This is a genomic window from Phocaeicola faecicola, from assembly GCF_013618865.1.
In the GTDB taxonomy this organism is placed as follows: Bacteria; Bacteroidota; Bacteroidia; order Bacteroidales; family Bacteroidaceae; genus Phocaeicola; species Phocaeicola faecicola.
Genome location: NZ_JABSOE010000069.1, coordinates 1 through 22,480, shown reverse-complemented (window position 1 = coordinate 22,480; position 22,480 = coordinate 1). Strand labels below are relative to the sequence as shown.

Genomic DNA, 22,480 nt, shown 5'->3' with positions numbered 1-22,480 from the left:
ACAGTTTGAAAGGATAAAATCTTCAAAACTAAGCTTATAAACTTCTCTCTTTAGAAAAATTCGAATGAATCCAATCTGAGATGAAACAATAGAGGCCATCTCAAGTTTATTTTGAGACAGCCTCTTTCTTTTTTATGAAAAGTCCCGAAGAGCAATGATGACCGGTTGGACTATGGTCGTTTATGCTGCTGGGTTTCGGGAGTATTTTTTATTTTTCCTGATAGTCTCCGTTCTTTTTAATGAGCTCGATCAGTTTCTCTACCGCCTGGTCCTCCGGAATGTTCTTTTCTATGCATTCTTTTTGCTTATACAGGCTGATTTTTCCTCTTCCGGCACCTACATATCCATAGTCGGCATCGGCCATTTCTCCGGGCCCGTTTACGATGCATCCCATGATTCCGATCTTCAGTCCTTTCAGGTGCGAAGTGGCTGCCTTAATACGGGCAATGGTTGATTCCAGGTCGTACAGGGTACGTCCGCATCCGGGACAGGAAATGTATTCCGTTTTGGAAGTACGTACGCGTCCTGCCTGCAGAATGCCGAAGGCTGTCTCGTCGACCTTGGTATCTGCAATCTTTCCGCCGTGATTATACAGCAGGATTCCGTCGCAGAAACCGTCGAAAATCAGGGCACCCATATCGGCTGCCGCCTTAATCTGCAGGTCTTCAAGCTGGGCTTCCTCATAGAACTGGAAGAATACCAGCGGATTCTTCAGACCCTTGCTCATCAGCTGATGGGCAATTCCTCTGAACTCTCCCAAACGGTTCGGATGATTGCTTTGTGCAATAATCACCACTTCCGGATGCATCCGCAGGCAAGCCATTGCCTCCTCATTCAGTCCCATATAGGTAGTAAACAGGAATTTGACCGGTGCATTGCAATGGTGCAGGCCGATCAGCTGCTGGAAGTTGAACGCAGGATAGGTACCTTCTTCTCCCTGCCATACATTGGCATCTACGATATATCCTGTATCCGCTCTTCTGTCCGCAGGCAGTTGCTGTCCGCAGTAGATATAATCGGGCTTGAACTGTTCGCTGACACCGGTATTTTGATCCAGGCGGGCCGAAATGACCACCGGAACCTGATTTCCCCCAATGTTGCCTACTGCCGTAGTGACACGTCGGTCGGGAGATGTATAGGAGAAGTTTTCAGCCTCCATGCCGGGAATATACGGATGATCCTCACGCTGCAGGATGTAGTCCACCAGTTTGCGGGCTACCGGAATTTCTGCTTCAGGCGCCTCACTCAATGACACCCGGATGGTATCTCCCAGTCCGTCTGCCAGCAGGGCACCGATTCCCAAGGCCGATTTGATGCGTCCGTCTTCTCCGTCTCCGGCCTCTGTCACGCCCAGGTGCAGCGGGAATGCCATGCCTTCCTTATCCATCTGTTCGGCCAGCAGACGCACCGTTTTGACCATCACCACCGTATTGGATGCTTTGATGGAGATGACTACGTTGGTAAATTCCTGCTCTACACAGATGCGCAGAAACTCCATGCACGATTCTACCATGCCTTCCGGAGTATCTCCATAGCGTGACATGATCCGGTCGGACAAAGAACCGTGATTGACTCCGATACGTATGGCCGTATGATTCTCCTTGCAGATATTCAGGAACGGAATAAAGCGGTCGCGTATTTTCTGAATTTCCTGTGCATACTCTTCATCGGTATACTCCAGCTGCTTGAATGTACGGGCAGCATCTACGTAGTTTCCGGGGTTGATGCGTACCTTCTCTGCATACAGTGCGGCAACTTCGGCCACTTTCGGATTGAAATGTACGTCGGCCACCAGGGGGGTATTGTATCCGTCCTTTCTTAGTCCGGCATTGATGAATTTCAGATTCTCTGCCTCACGTACGCCTTGGGTAGTAAGCCGGACATATTCACCTCCGGCATCGATGATCCGTTTGGCCTGTGCTATACATGCATCCGTATCCATGGTCACCGTATTGGTCATACTCTGTATACGGATAGGATTAGCGCCACCCATAGGAGTGGCGCCAATATATACCTCATTTGCCTTACGGCGAGAATAGTTGAAGTAGTTCATTAATTAGTTTTATAAGCGTATTTAACTTCTTTCAATTCTTCGTTGGCTTTCACAATCTTGTTCTTCAGCCCTTCCTTGTAAGCAGCAAACTTTTCAGCCAGTGCGGTGTCTGACAATGCAAGCATCTGTACAGCCAGGATAGCAGCATTCATTGCTCCGTTGATGGCTACAGTTGCTACCGGAATTCCAGGAGGCATTTGGATGATGGAATAAAGTGCATCTACTCCGTCGAGTACAGAGCCTTTCACAGGTACTCCGATGACAGGCAAAGTAGTATTTGCAGCAATTACACCAGGCAATGCCGCAGCCATTCCTGCTGCCGCGATAATTACTTTGATTCCACGGCCTGCTGCTTCTTTCGCAAATTTTTCCACTTCAGCCGGTGTCCGATGAGCCGAAAGTGCATTCATCTCAAACGGAACTTGCATTTCGTCGAGCAGTTTGGCGGCCTTTTCCATTACGGGAAGGTCGGAAGTACTGCCCATGATGATACTTACAATTGGTTTCATGTTTTATTATTTAGTTTTCTGTTTGTTGAATCAGTTATGAATGATTCATTCGTTAATAATCTGCTTGTATGCTTCGGCATCCATCAGACTTTCCAGTTCGGCTGGATCAGACATTTTGATTTTGATGATCCATCCTTCGCCGTACGGGTCCTTGTTTACCAGTTCCGGCTGTTCTTCCAGTGCCGGGTTGATTTCCAGAACTTCCCCGCCTACCGGTAAGAAAAGATCTGAAACTGTCTTGACAACTTCAATGCTTCCGAATACTTCTCCTTTTTCCAGAGTTTCTCCTTCAGTGGTTACGTCTACAAACACAATGTCACCTAACTGGTCCTGTGCATAATCGGTGATACCTACAAAAGCAATCTCTCCTTCCGGACGTATCCATTCGTGTTCGTCCGTATACTTCACGTTAGTTGGGAAATTCATAATCTTAGTAAATTAAAAGGTTAATATATTTTCTTCAAATAAACAAAATTCCGATGATTCCACAAAATAAACCGACCAAAAAACCTCCGGCAACTTCGTTTAAAGTGTGCTGCCGGACAATGATTCGGGCGGAGCCCAGCATCCCTGACAAAAGGATAAAAATGCACAGCCAGATAATGGGATTGAAGTTGAAAATAAAGCTGTACGACAGCAGTCCTCCCACCATCATGCCGCTGCTGGCCATGTGGGTGCTGATTTTCCATTTAAAGTTGACCAGCGTACAGATAATCATGCAGATCAGGGTGGCCGCAATGATGCCGCTCATGTATCGTGGCAGATGAATCCGGTACATGGTCAGCAGGCATCCCATGTAACTCAATATGGTCAGTCCGTAGGGGATGAAGCGTTTGTTCCTTTCCCCCAGTTCACGGATGCCCCAGCCGTTGATCTTTTGGAACAGGTAGATTCCCAGCATCGGCATCAGGATGGTGAAACTGTATACCAGTACTAATATCGTCAGCTTATACTGCATGGGAAGTATGCGCAGGTAAGTGAACAGAAAGAGTAGCAGGAAGGCTACAAAAGGTACCATGAACGGCGTGAATATGGCCGAAACGATACGGGATGCGGTATACAGGCTATCCTTTTTGCCACTTCCTTCGTGGCTGGGTTCATGATAAGTAAGCTGGTCGGGAATGTTTGTCTCTTCCATATGGCAATAATCATTTATCTTCTTAATCGGGCAACCGGGATGTTCAGCTGCTGTCTGTATTTGGCTACTGTACGGCGGGCGATAGGATATCCTTTTTCTTTCAAGATATCGGCAAGTTCGTCGTCTGTATAAGGCTTATCCTTATTCTCTCCCGAGATGCATTCCTTCAGGATGCGTTTGATTTCCCTTACAGACAACTCTTCTCCGTTCTCCGTGGTATAGCCGTCGTTGAAAAAGAACTTGAGCGGATAGATGCCGAAGTTGGTCTGCACATACTTGCTGTTGCTGACACGCGAAATGGTGGAGATATCCAGGTGTGCACGTTCTGCCACATCCTTCAGTATCATCGGACGCAATAGCGCCTCGTCTCCTTCTTGGAAGAAGGGAAGCTGCAGGTCGATGATTGCCTGCATGGTACTGAGCAGGGTCTGTTGCCGCTGCTTTACGGCATTGATGAATCCCTGGGCTGCGTCCACCTTCTGTTTCAGGAACATCAGGGCATCTTTGGCATCCTTGCTCTGATTGGCCTTGTTACGGGTATGTTCGTCCAGCATTTCGGTAAACTCCCGGCTAAGCCTCAGTTCCGGAACGTGCTGATTGTTCAGACTCAGGATCACGTTTCCGTCATCTTCCGTCTCTACGATGAAATCCGGGATAATCTGTTGCAGGTTTTTTCCGATGGCTTCTCCCATGGAACTGCCCGGACGCGGGTTCAATTTCACCAGTTCGGCAAAAGCGCTGTTGTATTCCTCTTCGCTGATATTCAGCTTCTGCAGGATTTTCTCCTTGTTTTTCCGGGTAAACTCGTCGCAGCATTTGCTGATGATGTCATACTCAATCTGTTTCAGCGGAGAATCTTCTTTCCGGCTGATCTGAATCAGCAGGCATTCCTGCAGGGTGCGGGCTCCGATACCGGCCGGCTCAAAGTCCTGTATGATGGAAATGATGTGCTCCAGTTCTTCCTGAGTCGTATAAATGCCTTGGTAGATGGCCAGTTCATCCATCAGCGATTCCGTTGTTTTCCGAAGCAGACCGTCATCATCCAGCGAACCGATGATATATTCTCCCAGTTGCTTCTCTTCCGGAGTAAGGTCCTGCATGTCCAGCTGTTCCTTCAGCGTTTCATAGAAGGATACGTTGTCCGAAAAAGGAATCTCTTCCGGAGTCTCGTTGTAAGACCGGTTGTTTTCCTGCAGCTTGTAGTCCGGAATATCGTCTTCCGTCCGGTAATCGCCTAATGACAGGTCGGTTCCACAGTCAGTATTGGGCTCTCCGTCCTGGTCGGTATTGTAATCCGGATCGGGCTCATCGTGCGAGTCGGCAGGTTCCCTTCCCTCCTCCAGTGCCGGATTGTCCAACAGTTCCGCATGTATTCTTTCTTCCAACTCCAGAGTAGGAAGTTCCAGCAGCTTCACGACCATAATTTGCTGAGGAGATAATGTCTGGACCTGTTGCTGGGCTTGTGTCTGTACTTGACGAGAGTTTATAGCCATAAATTATACTGATTTGTTTATGCAAAAATAGGAAATAAAATTGATATATAATTTTGATTTCCTACAAAGTATGCATCGGCAGACGGAGGAAGCCTCGTTTTTACCGTCGTGTTTCTTGGGGGCTCTTTCCTGATTATCTGATTGAAAAGCCTTGTTTTTCTGAGAATTTATCTACATTTGTGTATCAAATATTTGTTAATGACTATGAGAAAAAATCTTTGGATGGCGGTACTTGTCTGCCTGTCCGTACTGACGGGCTGTAAGCAGACTTCTTTCATGGACCGAGTGAACGCTGATTTCCAGCAAAAAAAAGAGATGCTTCCTGAGGGCGATCTGTTCCGGATTTTCCGGGAACCGTTGAGTAACGAGGAAAAAGATGCCCTGACGTTCCTGTATGCGTATATGCCGGTGGGTGACATTACTGATTATTCAGGGGAGTTTTACCTGGAGAATGTCCGTGCTTCGCTGGCTGCCCGTCAGGAAACGGAGTGGGGGAAAATCATTCCGGACGATATCTTCATGCATTTTGTGCTGCCCGTGCGGGTGAACAATGAGAACCTGGATCGCTTCCGGATGGTGTGTCACGACGAGATCATGGACCGTCTGAAAGGACTGAATATGTACGATGCCGTACTCGAGGTCAATCACTGGTGTCATGAAAAGGCGAACTATCAGCCTTCCGATGCAAGAACCAGTGCTCCGCTGGCCACCATCTCTACGGCATACGGACGTTGCGGCGAGGAATCTACCTTCCTGGTGGCTGCCCTCCGTGCGGCTGGTATTCCGGCCCGTCAGGTGTATACTCCGCGCTGGGCGCATACCGATGACAATCATGCCTGGGTAGAGGCCTGGGTAGACGGAAAGTGGCATTTCCTGGGAGCCTGCGAACCGGAACCGGTACTTGATTTGGGCTGGTTCAATTCTCCTGCCAGCCGTGGACTGCTTATGCATACCAAGGTGTTCGGATACTATCAGGGACCGGAAGAGGTGATGCGGGTTACCCCGAACTATACGGAAATCAACATTATCCGTAATTATGCGGAAGCGGCTCCGTGTGCCGTTCAGGTCACCGATGAACAGGGACAGCCGGTGGAAGGTGCTTCGGTGCAGTTCAAGATATATAACTATGCGGAATTCTTTACCGTATATCAGACTCAGACTTCTTCCGACGGCAAGGCCTCGCTTTCTGCCGGATTAGGCGACATGATGGTACTGGCGGTGAAGGGCGACCGTTTCGGATTCCGGAAGGTGTCGTTTGGAAAGGACACTCAGGTAACCCTGCCGCTCGACCGTCGTATCGGCGATAATTTCTCGGTTGAGGTGGATATGGTACCTCCGGCTGCCAAACCGGTGATTCCGGAAGTATCTCCCGAACAGCGGCAGGCAAATGACCTTCGTTTCAGCCGGGAGGATTCCATCCGGAATGCGTACGTCGCTTCCTTCCCCGGTCAGCCGGAGATTGAAGGCTTTGCTGCTGAAACAGGATACAAAGCCACTGAGATTGCTCCGTATATCGTGGCTGCCAGAGGAAATCATGCGGAACTGTTTGCCTTCCTGAAAAAGGCGGGTGAGAAGCAGATGGGCGACCGGGCCTTGGAGTTGCTGGGTACCTTGTCGGAGAAAGATTTGAGGGATACGCCCGAGGCGGTGCTGAGTGACCATTTGTATGCTACGCCGTTGTCGGCCGATGTGGAAAGGGTACTGGCTCCCCGTATTGCCGGTGAGATGCTGACGCCTTACCGTTCGTTCTTCCAGAAGGAAATCGGGGAGGAAGAAGCGGCTTCTTTCCGTTCCGACCCTCAACAGCTGGTGGACTGGTGTAAGGCGCATCTGACCTTGCGCGACGAGATGTGTTGTGTGGGTACGGTCATTTCTCCCGAAGGGGTTTGGCGGAGCCGGACGGCCGACAGACTGTCTCAACGTATATTCTTCGTGGCTGTGGCCCGCTCACTGGGTATTCCGGCTTGGGTGGATGCGGTTACAGGAAAGGTATTCTATCAGCAGGGTGACGAGGAGGTACAGGTGGACTTTGCAACGGGTACTTCCGAGGCTGCGGCTATGGGCAACCTGCAACTGACTTATTCTCCGATCCGCCAGTTGAATAATCCGGAGTATGCCCGCCATTTCACGCTTTCCCGTTTTGAACAGGGGGCTTTCTCGCTGCTGACTTATCCGGATTTCACCAAGTGGACGACCTTGTTCCAGAAGGAGGCCCCGGTGAGTGCGGGATATTACATGCTGGTTACCGGAAGCCGTCTGGCTGATGGCAGTGTCTTGTGTCAGCTTTCTTGTTTTGACGTGCCCCGCTCGGGCAATACGGTGCAGCCGCTGGTGATGCGCGACAACAGTGAGGCCATCCGGGTAATCGGCAGTTTCAATTCGGAGGCCCTCTTTACACTGGCGGAAACCGGTGAGGAGACTTCTATCTTGAAAGCGGCGGGTCGCGGACTCTTTGTACTGGGAGTACTGGGTGTCGGACAGGAGCCTACCGACCATACCTTGAAGGATATCGCTGTCAAGGCCAAAGAATATGATGCGTGCGGACGGAAGATGATCCTGCTTTTCCAGGATGAGGCTCAGTACCGGAAATACCTGAAGGCTCCGGTGGCCGGATTGCCGGACAATGTTATCTGGGGTATTGATTCGGAGGGTAAGATTTATAATGAACTATTGCAGGCCTTGGAGTTGCCCCGTAATACTCCGTTGCCGATATTCATTATCGGGGATACCTTCAACCGGGTGATCTTCAATTCTTGCGGATATACCATCGGATTGGGAGAGCAGTTGCTGAAAGTCATCCAGTCGCTTCCGGCAGAGTCTTGACCGGAAGACGGTGTTGTCTTTGCTAATGCAATATAAAAAGGACCGGATCAACCTCTTTGCAGAGTGTTGATCCGGTCCTTTCTTATGTGAGGTTCCAGTCCTTCCTTCTTATCCTGTAGCCTTCTTTCAGGTTGTATTTCCCTTCTTTCAGGAAAAACCGTAAAAGCGGTTTCAGTCTTTGTCGATTTTTACGATACCGCCTGTTACCGGATTGAAGATTACCCGAGTGTTGATCTTTTTGTTGAACAGACCGTCTACCAGTACTTCCGTACCTCCGAACTGGGTGACAGGTATTTCCGATTCAAATACGGTCTTGCCTTCGAAGGTGGCAGTCACCTTTCCCTTTCCCGGAATGTTATAGATGGCTCCTTCAATCTTTTTCTTTTTCTTGTCGCCTTCCGGCTGTGCGGCAGCTATGGGCGAAGTGTTCTGCAGGCTGATGTAAATCGGTTCTCCGGCCAGGTCATTGGCAGGGAGCACTCCCAGGCGGCTGGAGAAGCGCAGGGCGACATGGTCCTTCAGGTTTTCCTTGGGCTGCACGTATACAGTGAATACCTTGTCCTCCCGGCTGGTAATACCTGTAAACAGTTCGGTCAATGCCTTTTCCTGCTTGCTCAACTGCTCGATGATCAGTGTCAGTGAGGCTCCGTCTTTAGGCATCGTGTCTGCCTGTCCACGCAAGATCAGGTTCTTGCTTTCCCGTATGTTGTAAATTTCCTTGGCGGTCAGGTCGGCCATTTTAGCCGTTGAACCTGCCATCAGGATTTCTTCGGTCATGTACTTGCGCGCATTTTCATGAGGCTGTACGGTCTCAAGCTGATATTCGGCTTTCTCGTCCGGCAGGTTGTAGGTCGTATTGATGGCTTTTACAATACCGTCGTTCGTCAGTTCTACGTTCGATGCCACATCTTTGTCCTTCAGCTTGATGACATAGGCTTTGGTTGAGTCCGGAACTCCGGCCGGCCGGACATCTATCTGCTTGATTTCCCAATGCGTTTCGGGCTGGGAAGTCACGTTGTTCTGGCGCAGATAGCGGTTGGCATACTGACAGAGCTCACCGGGCTGGTAATTGATACGGGTCGCAATAATGTTGACCTCCAGCATGGTCTTGGGGAGGAAATACACAATTCCTTCGTCAGCGCCAGGTGTATAAGGATTTACCTCTGGCATACCTGCTGCTTGCAGTGCCGCACAGGCGAGCAGGCTATAGGTAAATAAGGCCTTTTTCATATTGATGCTATTTTTATTTGATGTCTGTTAATTGTTTCCATGCTTCAGGCAGTGCATTGATGATGTCTCCTGAATTCATGCTGATTTCTCCATATCGTGCGCGGGCAATGTCTCCGGCCAGTCCGTGCAGGTATACTCCCAGCCGGCATGCGTCTGCCTGTTCGTATCCCTGTGCCATCAGTGCCAGCAGGATACCGGTCAGTACGTCGCCGCTGCCTCCGGTTGCCATGCCCGGGTTGCCGGTCGGATTGAAATGGCATTTTCCGTCGGGGGTGATGATGGCCGTATAGGCTCCCTTGACGATGATATAGCACTGCAGGTAAGCCGCCAGTTCTTTGGTCTTGCTCAACCGCTCGTAGCTGTTGCTGCATTTTCCGATGATGCGCTCCAGTTCTCCGATGTGCGGAGTCAGTATGCTGCTGCGCGGAATTTTGTTCAGGTAGTTGCGGTGAGTACTGAAGATGTTCAGTGCGTCCGCATCCAGTACCAGCGGAATGTAGCAGTCGCAGATTTGTTCCAGGGTAGCCAGTGCCGTTTCTTCTTCCTGTCCGATGCCCGGACCGATGGCTACTGCCTGGTAGCTGTCGAGGTCGACCGGTTCGGCGAAATAATGTTCATGCACGTCGTCCTGTACCATGGCTTCAGGTACACAGGTCTGCAGGATGGCATGGTTGCATACGGGGGTATGGACGGTCAGCAGGCCGATGCCCGAACGCATGCAGGCGCGTGCGGCCAGTACGGCAGCTCCGGCCATTCCGTAGGTACCGGCAATGAGCAGTCCGTGACCGAAATTGCCCTTGTGGGAAAAACGGTTGCGGGGCTTGATGAGGCTGCGGATTTCGTCGGCCTCACAGATTCGGTAAGGCGTTTCGGCCTCGGCAATGTATTCCTGGCTGATACCGATGTCCAGTAATTTCCATTCGCCTACATACTCTTCGTTTTCCGGGAAGAGGAATGCCAGTTTCGGCAACTGGATGCAGAGGGTCAGGTCTGCCTGGATAATGTTCTGGCGGATGTTGTAGGTATTGTCTTCGCCCATCAGTCCCGAAGGCATATCGATGGATACGACCGTCGACTGTGAGGCGTTGATGTATCTTACTACGGAAGCGAAACCTCCGTTCAGGGGCTTGTTGATGCCTGATCCGAAAAGTCCGTCTACCACAATGTCGGCAGAGGTCAGCTTGGGTGGATCGAAACTGTTGCTTATCTCGTGGTAGTTGGGGAATCCGCATTCCTGCAACCGGTGTACGTTGGTCGTGCAGTCATCCGACATGTTGCCGGTTACATTGAACAGGTAAACCTCTACCTGATAACCCTTCAGAAACAGCATGCGGGCTACGGCCACTGCGTCTCCTCCGTTGTTTCCGGGACCGGCAAATACAATGATGCGGTGTGATTTGTCCCATCGGCTGCATATCTCGTCAGTGATTAATGAGGCGGCTTTTTCCATCAAATTGATAGATAGTATGTTCTCGTGAACAATGGTATATTTGTCTGCCTCTTTCTGCTGGGTACAAGTAAGTATCTTCATCTTTTGTTTTAAATAGCTATTTGTCCGTAAAAGTACGAAAAAAGTATAGAAGTTATAGAAGTTTGAGGGATAATTCGTAAATTTGTCCCAATTTTATAAAGTTATATCATTATGGATACAATTCAGATTAAAGATAAACGATTTAGAACCTTTATTACTGAGAATGAAATTTTGAAGCAAGTGGCGCGGGTAGCGGATGAAATCAATCGGGATCTGGCCGATGAGAATCCGTTGTTTGTGAGTGTGTTGAACGGATCGTTTATGTTTACGTCCGATCTGATGAAGCATCTGAATATGCCTTGTGAGCTTTCTTTTGTGAAACTGGCTTCTTACGAAGGCACTTCTTCTACCGGAAAGGTGAAGGAACTGGTGGGATTGAATAATGATATAACCGGACGTACGGTGGTGATTGTAGAGGATATTGTGGATACCGGTTTTACGATGGAGCGCCTGATCGAGACGTTGCGGCAGCGCAACCCGAAGGATATCCGTATCGCTACGCTGCTGGTTAAGCCCGACAAGCTGCAGGTGAAGCTGGACATTCATTATGTGGCCATGAATATTCCGAATGACTTTATCGTAGGATATGGTCTGGATTATGACGGACTGGGACGCAACTACCGTGATATATATACCGTAGTGGAATAATCATTTTTTATAATTCAAATATATAGATCAAAAATGTTGAACATTGTAATTTTCGGAGCTCCGGGTTCAGGTAAAGGAACTCAGAGTGCTCGTATTGTAGAAAAGTACGGTTTGAATCACATTTCAACAGGTGATGTCTTGCGTGCTGAAATCAAGAACGGAACGGAACTGGGCAAAACTGCAAAGGGTTATATTGACAACGGACAGCTGATTCCGGATGCCCTGATGATTGATATCCTGGCAAGCGTATTCGACAGCTTCAAGGATAGCAAAGGTGTGATCTTCGACGGTTTCCCACGTACTATCGCTCAGGCTGAGGCTTTGAAGGAAATGCTGAAGGTTCGCGGACAGGAAGTTTCTATCATGTTGGATCTGGAAGTTCCGGAAGATGAACTGATGACACGTCTGATCAAGCGTGGACAGGAATCAGGCCGTGCTGACGATAACGAAGAAACCATCAAGAAGCGTCTGGTAGTATATCATTCTCAGACAGCTCCGCTGATCGACTGGTATAAGAACGATGGCAAGTATTGCCACATCAACGGCTTGGGTACCATGGACGGTATCTTTGCTGACATCTGTACTGCAATCGATAAACTCTAATCGATAAGATAAAGAATAGGAGAATGGAGGGAGTTTCGTTTTTCTAGACGGAATTTTCTTTATTCTCCTTTTTTTGAAATGCTCCGTGGAGGAACATAGTTATTATTATTTTTAATGGATATATTTTATGGCTGAATCGAATTTCGTTGATTATGTAAAAATCTACTGCCGCTCCGGTAAGGGAGGACGCGGTTCCGTGCATATGCGCCGCGAGAAATATACACCTAATGGAGGACCCGACGGTGGCGACGGTGGTAGAGGAGGTCATGTTATTTTACGGGGAAACCGTAATTATTGGACGTTGCTGCACCTGAAGTACGAGCGTCACGTATTTGCCGAGCACGGTGGAAACGGTTCGAAGAACAAGAGTTTCGGAAAGGACGGTGCAGATAAGGTGATTGAGGTCCCATGTGGCACAGTGGTGTATAATGCGGAAACGGGTGAGTATGTCTGCGATATCACTGACCACGGACAGGAGGTTATCTTGCTGAAAGGTGGTAGAGGCGGACTGGGCAACTGGCATTTCCGTACGGCTACCCGTCAGGCGCCTCGGTTTGCACAGCCGGGAGAGCCGATGCAGGAGATGACCGTGATTCTGGAATTGAAATTATTGGCGGATGTCGGACTGGTAGGATTCCCGAATGCGGGAAAGTCTACGCTGCTTTCTACGGTCTCGGCGGCCCGCCCCAAGATAGCAAACTATCCGTTTACTACGCTGGAACCGAATCTGGGTATTGTGTCTTATCGTGACGGCAAGTCGTTTGTGATGGCCGATATCCCGGGTATCATTGAGGGAGCCAGTGAAGGAAAGGGACTGGGATTGCGTTTTCTCCGCCACATTGAGCGGAACTCGTTGTTGTTGTTCATGGTTCCGGGGGATACTGATGACATCCGTAAGGAGTATGAGATCCTGCTGAATGAGCTGGCTCAGTTCAATCCGGAAATGCTGGACAAGCAGCGTGTACTGGCCATTACCAAGTGTGACATGCTGGATGAGGAACTGATTGAGATGCTGACACCGACGCTTCCCGAGAACGTACCTCATGTGTTTATTTCATCGGTAGCCAATATGGGTATCCAGCAGCTGAAGGATATTCTCTGGGCTGAACTGAACAAGGAAAGCAATCAGCTGGAGGGCTTGCGCCGCGACTCTATCGTACATCGTCCGAAGGACATTATCTCCCTGCAGCAGGAGCTGAAGGATATGGGTGAGGACGAAGAGTTCGACTATGAGTACGAGGATGTGGACGATGACGAGGATTTTGAATACGATTACGAAGAAATTGACTGGGAGGACGAACCTCAGAAGTAATGAATCGGATAAATGGAAATAAGGAAATGTTGGAGTACGGTTGGAACAAACTGTACCCTGACATTTTTTGTTTTTCCACGACGCGTCACGGTGGATGCAGTGTGGGTGAATATGCTTCCTTGAACTGCAATGAGTATTGTGGGGATACGATGGAGCATGTCTTGCGCAACCGGGAGATTGTGCTCAGCCTGTTGCCGGGAAAGACTGCCCGGCTGGTGATGCCGCATCAGACGCACGGATGTGAGGTGCGTGTGATTGATGCTCCGTTCCTGGCTGCGGATACCGACACGCAGAAAAGGGAACTGGAAGGTGTGGATGCGCTGGTGACTTCCCTGAAGGGGGTGTGTCTGGGGATTTCCACTGCCGATTGTATCCCGGTGCTCTGCTACGATACGAAGCGGCAGGTTGTGGCGGCTGTTCATGCCGGATGGAGAGGTACGTGTGGAAAAATTGTTTCCCGTACCCTGCAGACCTTGCATCAGACGTTTGGTACGGAGATGCAGGATGTGGTGGCTTGCATCGGACCGGGAATCTCGGTGGAGGCGTTCGAGGTGGGCGATGAGGTATGGAAGCAGTTTGCAGAGGCCGGATTCGACATGGACCGGATTGCACGCCGTGAGGACAAGTGGCACATTGATTTATGGGAGGCCAACCGCTGGCTGTTGCTGAACGAGGGGGTATTGCCTCACCACATTGAGGTGTCGGGCATCTGTACCTGGACACAGCATATGGATTTCTTTTCAGCACGTCGTCAGGGGATTGCTTCCGGGCGTATATTGAGTGGAATAATGATAAAGGACAGTTTATGAAAAAGATAACTATAGAGGTTTCCGAGGAACTTCACCGTGCCTGGCCGCAGTTCCGGGGAGCGGCTGTGTTTGCGGAGGTGCGGAATTCGGATTACAGTGAAGGACTGTGGAAACGGATAGAGGAGTTTACGGTGTTGTATCGGGAGAAGTATACGACTGACTCCATCAAGGAGATGCCGGCCATACAGGCTACGCGGCAGGCTTATAAGGCTTGCGGAAAGGATCCGAGCCGTTATCGTCCTTCTTCGGAGGCGCTCTGCCGGCGCATTTTGAGAGGGATTCCTCTGTATCAGATTGATACGCTGGTCGACCTGATCAACCTGGCTTCTATCTACAGCGGTCATTCCATCGGTGGTTTCGACCTGGATAAGGTGGAAGGGGAGCGTCTGGTACTGGGAATCGGTCGTCCGGGAGAACCTTATGAAGGTATTGGCCGTGGGGTGCTGAACATTGAGGGCATGCCGGTTTACCGGGATGAGAAGGGTGGAATCGGAACGCCGACCAGTGACAATGAGCGCACGAAAATCACTCACGATACGACGCATCTGCTGGCAATCATGAACGGGTACAGCGGTGAGGAAGGACTCGAGGAGTCGGTCGCTTACATGGTCGGCCTGCTGGAGGAGTTTGCTGAGGCCCGGAATGTGGAAATCGTTTATTTTCGTTGAAAAAGAATAAATTAAGAATTTCGTTTGGATTTATATGGATATTGAGAAAATTTTGACAGAAGGGATTGTCTTCAAGGGAGCAAAGAACCCGGTAAAGAAGGAAGAGAAGATCAAGACAAAAGCGAAAAAGAAGACTTATATTACGGGACTGCACGGTTCCGGAGCCGCAAAGATGAAGGCGGAATACCGCAGACGGAGAGCAAACCGTCATAAAAACGGATAATATCAGGACGAACTAATTGACTAACTATATTAAATTTATTGGTTTATGAAAAGAACATTGATGTGGGTAGCCTTTATTATGGTTACTTTGTTTGCTCAGGCACAGGAAATTTACCTGGGTGGTGGTATCAGTTTGTGGCATAATACGGATCTGGAAAAGACTTCGTTCTCCATCTCTCCGGAAATCGGCTATGTCTTCAGTGAAAAGTGGGCCGTAGGTGCTGAAATCGCTTATGCACACAATAGCTATGAGGGAGCATTTGAGGCTACTTCAAATGCGTTTGTCTTTGCGCCGTATGCTCGTTTTTCTTTCTATGAAAACAAGATCGTGCGTTTGTTCCTCGACATGGGTATGGGAGTTTCTACCATGAAGGTGAAGGATCATGACTCATACAATGGTTTTGAGATCGGTCTGAAACCGGGATTGGCTATCAAGCTGAACCAGCATTTCAGTCTGGTGTCACGGATTGGTTTCGCCGGATACCGGGATGATTATTTCCGTGGTTCAGACGGTCTGGGTGTTGAACTCGATGGTGAAAACATCTCTTTGGGCATTGAATATGAATTTTAAGGATTGAGCGTCAGACTCTTTCCGAGTGCAGGTTCTCCGTAGGACGTAGACGGCATATGTGGTTTGTCACGCTGTGACATTTTCTTCAATATGTAGTCTAAAAAACGTTTTACGGAGGACCTTTTTCTTTTTTTATTTGAATATTCCTTTCTGTTCACTATATTTGTGTGAGTTAACATTTAAGAATTTGAAGTATGAAAAAGTTATTATTGCTCGTATTGTGTGCATTTTCTGTGATATTGGTAAATGCTCAAACTAAAGTGAACTGGGGGCTTGAACTGGGATTGGGTATGAGTACCTGGATGGGAGATGGCAGTGATGGAGCTAAGGCAATGTTCAATCCGAATGTGGGAGTGAAGCTGGATATTCCGTTGACGGGACTGGTTTCTTTCCAGACCGGACTGACTTATGCTTCAAAGGGTGTGAAGTCGAAGAAAGTGGATGGAGTAAGAGCGTATATAAATCAGAATTATCTGGAGATGCCTTTGCTGGCTGCGTTTCATCTGGGAACCGGAAAGAACTTTGATGTGGTGTTGGCTGCCGGACCTTATCTGGCCTGCGGCGTGGGAGGAAAGGTTGAGGTTGAGTCGAATGATGTCACCGTTTCCTGGAGTACTTTTAAGTCGGTGGATAATCAGACGGAGATGTACTGGAAGGGGCTGAGGCGTTTTGACGCGGGTATCCGCCTGGGAGGAGGACTGGACTTCGATCACTGGCAGGTAGGTCTGAACGGTGAGTTCGGCCTGTGCCGGGTTGTGGAGAAGGGTCCCCGTAACCTGACTATCTTTGCTACGGTGGGCTTTAAATTCTGAAAAGGGAAATGAAAGATATAAGAGCTGTTTTTACGGATGCAAAACCGGTTAAAACGGCTCTTTTTATATAGTTACTATGTGAAATCAAAAGGGTATAGTTGTATGATTGATGATTTGTTGGAATACAATCGGGCCTTTGTGGCTCAGAATGGGTATGAGAAGTATGTGACGAACAAGTATCCGGATAAGAAAATCGCGATTGTTACGTGTATGGATACGCGTCTGCTCAAGTTGCTGCCGGCTGCACTGGGGTTGAGGAATGGGGATGTGAAGATGATCAAGAATGCGGGGGGTACGGTGACTCATCCGTTCGGAAGTGTCATGCGCAGTCTGCTGGTGGCCATCTATGAATTAGGGGTAGAAGAGGTAATGATTATCGGACATACCGACTGTGGAGCACAGCATATGGACAGTGAGGTGATGCTCAGGCATATCAAGGAGCATGGGGTGTCGGATGAGAAGATTGAACTGATGAAGTATTGTAATGTCGACCTGCATTCGTGGCTCAGTGGATTTGATAATGTGGAGCAGTCGGTACGGGGAAGCGTGCGCCTGGTGAGAAATCATCCGCTGGTACCCGATGACGTGGTGGTACGCGGATTTATTATCAATTCGGTTACCGGCGAACTGACGGAGTATGAGAATATTTGAGTAGAAAATGGTAGACTGGAAAGGTCTGCCGCAGGAGATTTCCCTTTTTCACTGTAGGGTGAAGAGGGGAAATCTCTTTTTTATTATGCAGGGGTGTGGTTGGCTGCCTGTACCAGGTGGGTGACAAATGCCAGCGACGACCGCTTGCGGTAACTTCCGGGAGGCCAGAACAGGAAGGCCTGGGAGGTCAGCTGGTCCGGGCAGAGGATGGGAATCTGTACCAGATTGGCTTCTCCCCGTATGGCAGCCTGCGTCAGGATGGTGCCCCACTGTCCGTCGCTGAGGCTGTGGATAATGGTATGCACATCGTTGATTTCAATGCCTGACTGCAGTTCCAACTGGTTTTCCTTGCATATTTTTTCGATTTTTTTTCGGGTTGCAAAGCCTTTTTCAGGCAAGATCAATGGCGTCTGTGCAAGACGTTTCAAGGTGATGGAAGAGAGTCCTGCCAGCGGGTGGGAGCGGTGTACCACGAAGCGGAGGCGGGAAGTGAACAAAAGAAGCATGTCAAAATTTTCATACATTCCTTGGGGCTTGAAAGAAAGTACAAAGTCCAGCTCACTGTTTTCGAGTTGTTCCATCAGTGCATCCGATGTGCCAAAGGTAATGATGACCTTGATCTTGGGATAGGCTTGCGTGAAAGTGCTTAATGCGCTGATTAGCAGCGGTCCAAGACTGTAGGTTACGCCGATGTGAAGTTCTCCGGTCTCAATTCCCTTCAAATCCCTGATGATCTGCTTTCCATTTTCGGCATCCTGAATGGCCTGGTGTGCGTAGGGCAGAAAGGCCCGTCCGGCTTCGGTAGGGATGATCCGTTTGCCAATCCGGTCAAAAAGTAAGACATCCAGTTCTTCCTCCAGTTGCTTGATTTGTTGTGAAAGTGTACTTTGTGAGATATGCAACAAGCGTGCGGCCTCAGAGAAATTCTCCAGTTCACAGGCTTTCTTGAAATATTTCAGTTGTCGTAATTCCATACGGCTTATCGTTTTTATCAATGAATGTTATCGAAAAATCAAGAAATACAAATATAGAGAAATATTTTTCTCCTGTTTATATTTGTTCAAAAATAAAGAATGAATATATGATAAAGAGAATTTTGACTTTAATGTGCGTGTTCAGTGCGCTGATGGCATCGGCGCAGACCGGGTGGAAGGTTGTGAGTGAGGGACTCCGTTTCTGCGAGAGTACCTATCCTTATGAAGGGGGAATTCTGATTGCCAATTTTGGAACAGAGCAACTGAATCCGCTGAACACTGAAGGTAAGGGATATATCGTACATTATAAAAACGGAAAAAGTGAGGTGATGGTTCCGGCCGACGGTAATTTGTCGGCTCCCAAAGGCATGTTCATCCGCGACTCGTACCTGTATGTGTGTGATGTGAACAAGGTTGTGGTGTATAACCTGAAGGATGTGCAGAAGGCTCCGGTTGTGGTGACCTTCCCCGAGGGCAATCTGTTTGTGAATGACCTGGTTGCGGAGGGCAACTGGCTTTATGCTTCGGTGACAAATACGGGAAAGATTTTCCGTATGGACATCAGTCGTCCGGAGGCTCCGGGAAAACCGGAGGAGTGGGCCGAAGTGGCTGGACCGAACGGGCTGTTGATGCAGGGTGGAAAAATGTATGTGGCTTCTTATCCGGCCGACGGAGTGACCAAAAAGGAGAATGTGGTGTATTGCATTGCCGATTTGCAGCGCCCGGTTCCTCAGCGGGTGACGGAAGTGGCCGGACAGTATGACGGACTGGCATTGGCTGCCGACGGTAGTCTGTATGTTACGAACTGGGTGCCGGCACAGCTGGCTCGTTTGAATCTGACCGATGGTACGATAGTTCCGTTCGAGCTTTCTTTACCGGACCCCCTGGTGGGGCCGGCGGATATTACCGTATCGGGAGGTTGTATTTATATTCCGGATCTGCCGAATAGCCGGGTAATCATTATTAATGAGTAAAGTGTTTTTCGATGAAGGCTACCGTATTGTATTATAGCCATAAAGGGAAAACGGCTTGTCTGGCTCGTGAGATAGCCATGTATCTGTGGTCGAAAGGCTTGAATGTCAGCCTGAGTGCAATTTCGGATTTTGATGCCTCAAAGCTGAAGGATACGGACTTGTTGTTGTCGGGCTGCTGGACTTGCGGATGGTTTGTGGTAGGACAGCATCCGCATAAACAATGGGTGTCATCGGCCCGGAAAATGGCCGGAGCGGTACCGCCGCAGAAACTGCTGTTCTTTACGACTTATAAGTTTCGGACCGGTGGAATGTTCCGGCGGATGAAGAAGGCCATGGATATTCCGGCCTCTGTTCCCGTAAACTCCCTGAAATCAAAGACCGGGAGACTGACAAATGAAGATAAATTAATATTGGACCAATTTATAGGTCTGTCGCCTTATATGTAATTTTATAAACAACTAGACATGGAAACTAAAAAATTAACAACTGCCTCAGGGGCACCGGTAGCCGACAATCAGAATGTGGCTACTGCCGGTCGGAGAGGGCCTATGCTTTTACAGGATGTATGGTTCCTTGAAAAACTGGCGCATTTTGACAGAGAAGTAATACCTGAGCGTCGTATGCATGCTAAGGGGTCTGGAGCGTTTGGTAAATTTACCGTTACAAATGATATTACGCAGTATACTAAGGCTGCCATTTTCTCTCAGGTAGGAAAAGAAACCGAACTGTTTGTCCGTTTCTCTACTGTAGCCGGAGAGCGTGGAGCTGCCGATGCGGAGCGCGATATCCGCGGCTTTGCCATTAAGTTCTATACGGAGGAAGGCAACTGGGACCTGGTGGGAAACAATACACCGGTATTCTTCTTGCGCGATCCGTTGAAGTTCCCGGATTTGAATCATGCCGTGAAGCGTGATCCGCGTACGAATATGAGAAGTGCGAGAAACAACTGGGATTTCTGGACTTTGCTTCCCGAAGCCTTGCACCAGGTTACCATTACGATGAGCGACCGTGGTATCCCTTATTCGTATCGTCATATGCACGGATACGGAAGCCATACTTTCTCTTTCATCAATGCGGAAGGAAAGCGTACGTGGGTGAAGTTCCATCTGCATACTCAGCAGGGAATCAAGAACCTGACCGATCAGGAAGCGGAAGCGGTAATCGCAAAGGACCGTGAGAGTCATCAGCGCGATTTGTATGAAAGCATCGAGAGAGGTGACTTCCCGAGATGGAAGATGTATGTGCAGCTGATGACGGAAGAACAGGCTGCCAAGTGTCCGTTTAATCCGTTCGACCTGACGAAGGTGTGGTCGCAGAAGGAGTATCCGCTGATTGAAGTGGGAATCATGGAACTGAACCGCAATCCGGAAAACTATTTCGCTGACGTGGAACAGGCGGCTTTCAATCCTGCAAATGTAGTACCGGGTATCAGTTTCTCACCCGACCGTATGCTGCAGGGACGTTTGTTCTCTTACGGAGATACTCAGCGCTATCGTCTGGGAGTTAATCATCATCAGATTCCGGTTAACCGCAGTCGTTGTCCGTTCCTGAATATGTACCATCGTGACGGAGCGATGCGGGTAGACGGTAACCACGGATCAACCTTAGGTTATGAGCCGAACAGCTATGGTGAATGGCAGAATCAGACAGAGTACAAGGAACCACCGTTGGAACTCGATGGAGCAGCTTATCAGTGGGATTATCGTGAGGATGATTCGGATTATTATTCTCAGCCGCGTGATCTGTTCCGACTGATGACTCCGGAACAGCAGCAGGTGTTGTTTGAGAACACTGCTCGTGCAATGGGGGATATTCCTGTAGAAATCAAGTTGCGTCATATCCGTAACTGTATGAAGGCGGATCTTGATTACGGTAAGGGAGTTGCCCAGGCGTTGGGAATTTCTTGGGATGAAGTCATTGCTTGATTTTTTTATAAGGGTGTCATTGCATTTCTCCCCCGGAATGTGATGACTGCAAAGATGTATCATGCTTGGAGGTCGCCGATAAGTATGCTTATATATCGTTGGTTTTCTATAAAAGGCTTCCCTCGTTGACATGGATACATTTGGGAGGATTCTTTGAAAGTCTGGAACTTTTGAAGAATCCTCTTTTTGTATGTGATTGAGGAAACTGGAATCTTTGTGGAAAATTGGGGAATCAAGAGGTTGTCTTTGGAAATAAGGCGATTTGGACTGCAGTAGATGAAATAAGGTGTTCTGTTGGAAGCTGATGGCGGATGTGGAAGGTTATGTTTTTATGTTTTCCTGTATAAGTGTTTTTGAATTCATAAAGGTGTTTGTGCGGAAGGCTGGCGGTCTTTTTCCAAAAGCTGGCGATGTTTCCCCGGAAGGCGGCGGTCTTTTCCCTGACCTTTCGTTTTGCGTGGAAAAAAACATAAGGGAATATTTCCTCTTCTGTGGTGTTTCTTTTCCGGAAGATGATGGTTATGGAGCAATCGGACGTGGTTTGGATGCGGAATCCTGCATTATATTGCAGGATTTTTTGTTTTGTGCACTGATATGGCCTGCAGTTCTGATATAAATTTCTGCATTATATTGCAGGATTTTTTGTTTTGTGCACTGATATGGCCTGCAGTTCTGATATAAATTTCTGCATTATATTGCAGGATTTTTTGTTTTGTTTACTGTCATAGTCTGTAGTTCGGTTATGAATTTCTGCATTATATTGCAGGATTTTTTGTTTTGTTCACTGTCATAGTCTGCAGTTCGGTTATGAATTTCTGCATTATATTGCAGGATTTTTTGTTTTGTTCACTGTCATAGTCTGCAGTTTGGGCATAAATTTCTGCATTATATTGCAGGATTCTTTTCTCTTTTTCCGCTCTTTTGGAACCTTGAAAACTCCGTTTTTTCCCTTTTTCGCATCGCTTTGGGATGATTCTGTCTTTCTGTCATAGGTCGTTTTCCGTATTTTTTCCTGGCATTTTCCGGTTCTCTCTGTTATAATATATATAATAATGTATACCGGATTTCTCCCTTCAGGGTTTCCTTGAAAAAAATGCATCCCGTAACGCACTGTTTTACAAGGTATTTTAACCAGAGTGTGAAAAAAGTCAGAAAAAAAGTCTGCGTGATACTTGCAGGACCGGAAAAAGTGCGTACCTTTGCAACCGCTTTCGAGAGGGAAAGACGTTAAGAACAGTGACATGCTGAAGCATAGTGCAAGTGTCGGAGTGACTCCAGCTAGCTGCGCCGAGTATCTTACCTTACACAGTGTAAGGGAGCGAGAAAGGGTAAGCCTGGTCATCCGGACCGCCTGAAAAACTTTTTTGAAAAAAACTTCGAAAAAATTTGGCGGTTTAAAATAAACCTCTTAACTTTGCAAACGCTTTCGACAACAAAACGAAAGTAGAAAACGAAAAGAAATAGTTCTTTGAAAGACTTTAGATAAACAAACAAGATGTAGTACAAGAAACGTCTTATATATAATGTATAGGAC

22 protein-coding genes are annotated in these 22,480 nt (G+C 48.4%); 14 read left to right on the top strand and 8 right to left on the bottom strand.

Annotated elements, in window-relative coordinates:
- Positions 1 to 208 precede the first annotated feature (208 nt).
- Genes H3001_RS15900 through rpoN form a run of 5 tightly spaced genes read right to left on the bottom strand, consistent with a single transcriptional unit; the run spans position 209 to position 5,193 of the window.
- Positions 209 to 2,053 carry a 4-hydroxy-3-methylbut-2-en-1-yl diphosphate synthase gene (locus tag H3001_RS15900; RefSeq protein ID WP_178243605.1) on the bottom strand — a complete coding sequence of 615 codons (1,845 nt, stop codon included), beginning with the start codon at positions 2,051 to 2,053 and terminating at the stop codon, positions 209 to 211.
- Positions 2,053 to 2,562 carry a 5-(carboxyamino)imidazole ribonucleotide mutase gene (purE, locus tag H3001_RS15895; protein WP_178243606.1) on the bottom strand — a complete coding sequence of 170 codons (510 nt, stop codon included), beginning with the start codon at positions 2,560 to 2,562 and terminating at the stop codon, positions 2,053 to 2,055. The genes H3001_RS15900 and purE overlap by 1 nt, the downstream gene beginning before the upstream one ends.
- 45 nt (positions 2,563 to 2,607) lie before the next feature.
- Positions 2,608 to 2,988 carry a glycine cleavage system protein GcvH gene (gene gcvH, locus H3001_RS15890; protein ID WP_178243607.1) on the bottom strand — a complete coding sequence of 127 codons (381 nt, stop codon included), beginning with the start codon at positions 2,986 to 2,988 and terminating at the stop codon, positions 2,608 to 2,610.
- 34 nt (positions 2,989 to 3,022) lie between these two features.
- Positions 3,023 to 3,700: a phosphatase PAP2 family protein gene (locus H3001_RS15885; RefSeq protein ID WP_178243608.1), complete on the bottom strand. Its 678-nt coding sequence runs from the start codon at positions 3,698 to 3,700 to the stop codon at positions 3,023 to 3,025.
- Positions 3,701 to 3,714: 14 nt separating this feature from the next.
- A complete protein-coding gene (gene rpoN / locus H3001_RS15880) occupies positions 3,715 to 5,193 on the bottom strand; it encodes an RNA polymerase factor sigma-54 (protein ID WP_178243609.1) in 1,479 nt (492 codons plus the stop codon).
- A 204-nt stretch (positions 5,194 to 5,397) separates the two neighbouring features.
- Between rpoN and H3001_RS15875 the strand changes: the two genes are divergently transcribed.
- On the top strand, positions 5,398 to 8,016 hold the full coding sequence (locus H3001_RS15875; protein WP_181215466.1) for a transglutaminase-like domain-containing protein: 2,619 nt from the start codon (positions 5,398 to 5,400) through the stop codon (positions 8,014 to 8,016).
- A 171-nt stretch (positions 8,017 to 8,187) separates the two neighbouring features.
- On the opposite strand, the gene H3001_RS15870 is transcribed toward H3001_RS15875, so the two are convergent.
- Both H3001_RS15870 and H3001_RS15865 read right to left on the bottom strand, forming a co-directional pair.
- On the bottom strand, positions 8,188 to 9,246 hold the full coding sequence (locus H3001_RS15870) for a DUF4831 family protein (protein ID WP_181215465.1): 1,059 nt from the start codon (positions 9,244 to 9,246) through the stop codon (positions 8,188 to 8,190).
- A gap of 13 nt (positions 9,247 to 9,259) precedes the next feature.
- Entirely contained in the window at positions 9,260 to 10,777 is a 1,518-nt protein-coding gene (locus H3001_RS15865; RefSeq protein ID WP_181215464.1) for an NAD(P)H-hydrate dehydratase, read from the bottom strand.
- Positions 10,778 to 10,888: 111 nt separating this feature from the next.
- Between H3001_RS15865 and hpt the strand changes: the two genes are divergently transcribed.
- From hpt to H3001_RS15820, 9 genes are all read left to right on the top strand, one after another.
- A complete protein-coding gene (hpt, locus tag H3001_RS15860; protein WP_178243613.1) occupies positions 10,889 to 11,425 on the top strand; it encodes a hypoxanthine phosphoribosyltransferase in 537 nt (178 codons plus the stop codon).
- A 33-nt stretch (positions 11,426 to 11,458) separates the two neighbouring features.
- Complete coding sequence (locus H3001_RS15855; protein ID WP_178243614.1) at positions 11,459 to 12,028, top strand: adenylate kinase; 570 nt, start codon at positions 11,459 to 11,461, stop codon at positions 12,026 to 12,028.
- Positions 12,029 to 12,155: 127 nt separating this feature from the next.
- The gene (gene obgE, locus H3001_RS15850) at positions 12,156 to 13,340 is read left to right on the top strand and encodes a GTPase ObgE (RefSeq protein ID WP_178243615.1); all 1,185 of its coding nucleotides are present in this window, start codon (positions 12,156 to 12,158) and stop codon (positions 13,338 to 13,340) included.
- On the top strand, positions 13,340 to 14,149 hold the full coding sequence (pgeF, locus tag H3001_RS15845) for a peptidoglycan editing factor PgeF (protein ID WP_181215463.1): 810 nt from the start codon (positions 13,340 to 13,342) through the stop codon (positions 14,147 to 14,149). The genes obgE and pgeF overlap by 1 nt, the downstream gene beginning before the upstream one ends.
- A 5-nt stretch (positions 14,150 to 14,154) precedes the next feature.
- Positions 14,155 to 14,817, top strand: coding sequence for a B3/B4 domain-containing protein (locus tag H3001_RS15840; RefSeq protein WP_181215467.1), 663 nt, complete (start codon positions 14,155 to 14,157; stop codon positions 14,815 to 14,817).
- 34 nt (positions 14,818 to 14,851) lie between these two features.
- Positions 14,852 to 15,040 (top strand): hypothetical protein, encoded by a 189-nt coding sequence (locus H3001_RS15835; RefSeq protein ID WP_178243617.1) that lies wholly within the window; start codon positions 14,852 to 14,854, stop codon positions 15,038 to 15,040.
- A gap of 45 nt (positions 15,041 to 15,085) precedes the next feature.
- Positions 15,086 to 15,610: an outer membrane beta-barrel protein gene (locus H3001_RS15830; protein WP_178243618.1), complete on the top strand. Its 525-nt coding sequence runs from the start codon at positions 15,086 to 15,088 to the stop codon at positions 15,608 to 15,610.
- 194 nt (positions 15,611 to 15,804) lie between these two features.
- Positions 15,805 to 16,422 carry a porin family protein gene (locus H3001_RS15825; RefSeq protein WP_178243619.1) on the top strand — a complete coding sequence of 206 codons (618 nt, stop codon included), beginning with the start codon at positions 15,805 to 15,807 and terminating at the stop codon, positions 16,420 to 16,422.
- Between the two features lie 102 nt (positions 16,423 to 16,524).
- A complete protein-coding gene (locus H3001_RS15820) occupies positions 16,525 to 17,073 on the top strand; it encodes a beta-class carbonic anhydrase (RefSeq protein WP_178243620.1) in 549 nt (182 codons plus the stop codon).
- A gap of 83 nt (positions 17,074 to 17,156) precedes the next feature.
- Here H3001_RS15820 and H3001_RS15815 read toward each other — a convergent pair whose 3' ends face one another.
- Positions 17,157 to 18,047, bottom strand: a complete 891-nt coding sequence (locus tag H3001_RS15815; RefSeq protein ID WP_181215462.1) for a LysR substrate-binding domain-containing protein — start codon at positions 18,045 to 18,047, stop codon at positions 17,157 to 17,159.
- 107 nt (positions 18,048 to 18,154) lie between these two features.
- On the opposite strand from H3001_RS15815, the gene H3001_RS15810 reads away from it, so the two are divergent.
- From H3001_RS15810 to H3001_RS15795, 4 genes are all read left to right on the top strand, one after another.
- Entirely contained in the window at positions 18,155 to 19,021 is an 867-nt protein-coding gene (locus H3001_RS15810) for an SMP-30/gluconolactonase/LRE family protein (protein ID WP_181215461.1), read from the top strand.
- An 11-nt stretch (positions 19,022 to 19,032) separates the two neighbouring features.
- On the top strand, positions 19,033 to 19,467 hold the full coding sequence (locus H3001_RS15805; RefSeq protein WP_178243623.1) for an NADPH-dependent FMN reductase family protein: 435 nt from the start codon (positions 19,033 to 19,035) through the stop codon (positions 19,465 to 19,467).
- 18 nt (positions 19,468 to 19,485) lie between these two features.
- Positions 19,486 to 20,946 (top strand): catalase, encoded by a 1,461-nt coding sequence (locus tag H3001_RS15800; protein WP_181215460.1) that lies wholly within the window; start codon positions 19,486 to 19,488, stop codon positions 20,944 to 20,946.
- Between the two features lie 304 nt (positions 20,947 to 21,250).
- A complete protein-coding gene (locus tag H3001_RS15795; protein ID WP_181215459.1) occupies positions 21,251 to 21,562 on the top strand; it encodes a hypothetical protein in 312 nt (103 codons plus the stop codon).
- Positions 21,563 to 22,480 lie beyond the last annotated feature (918 nt).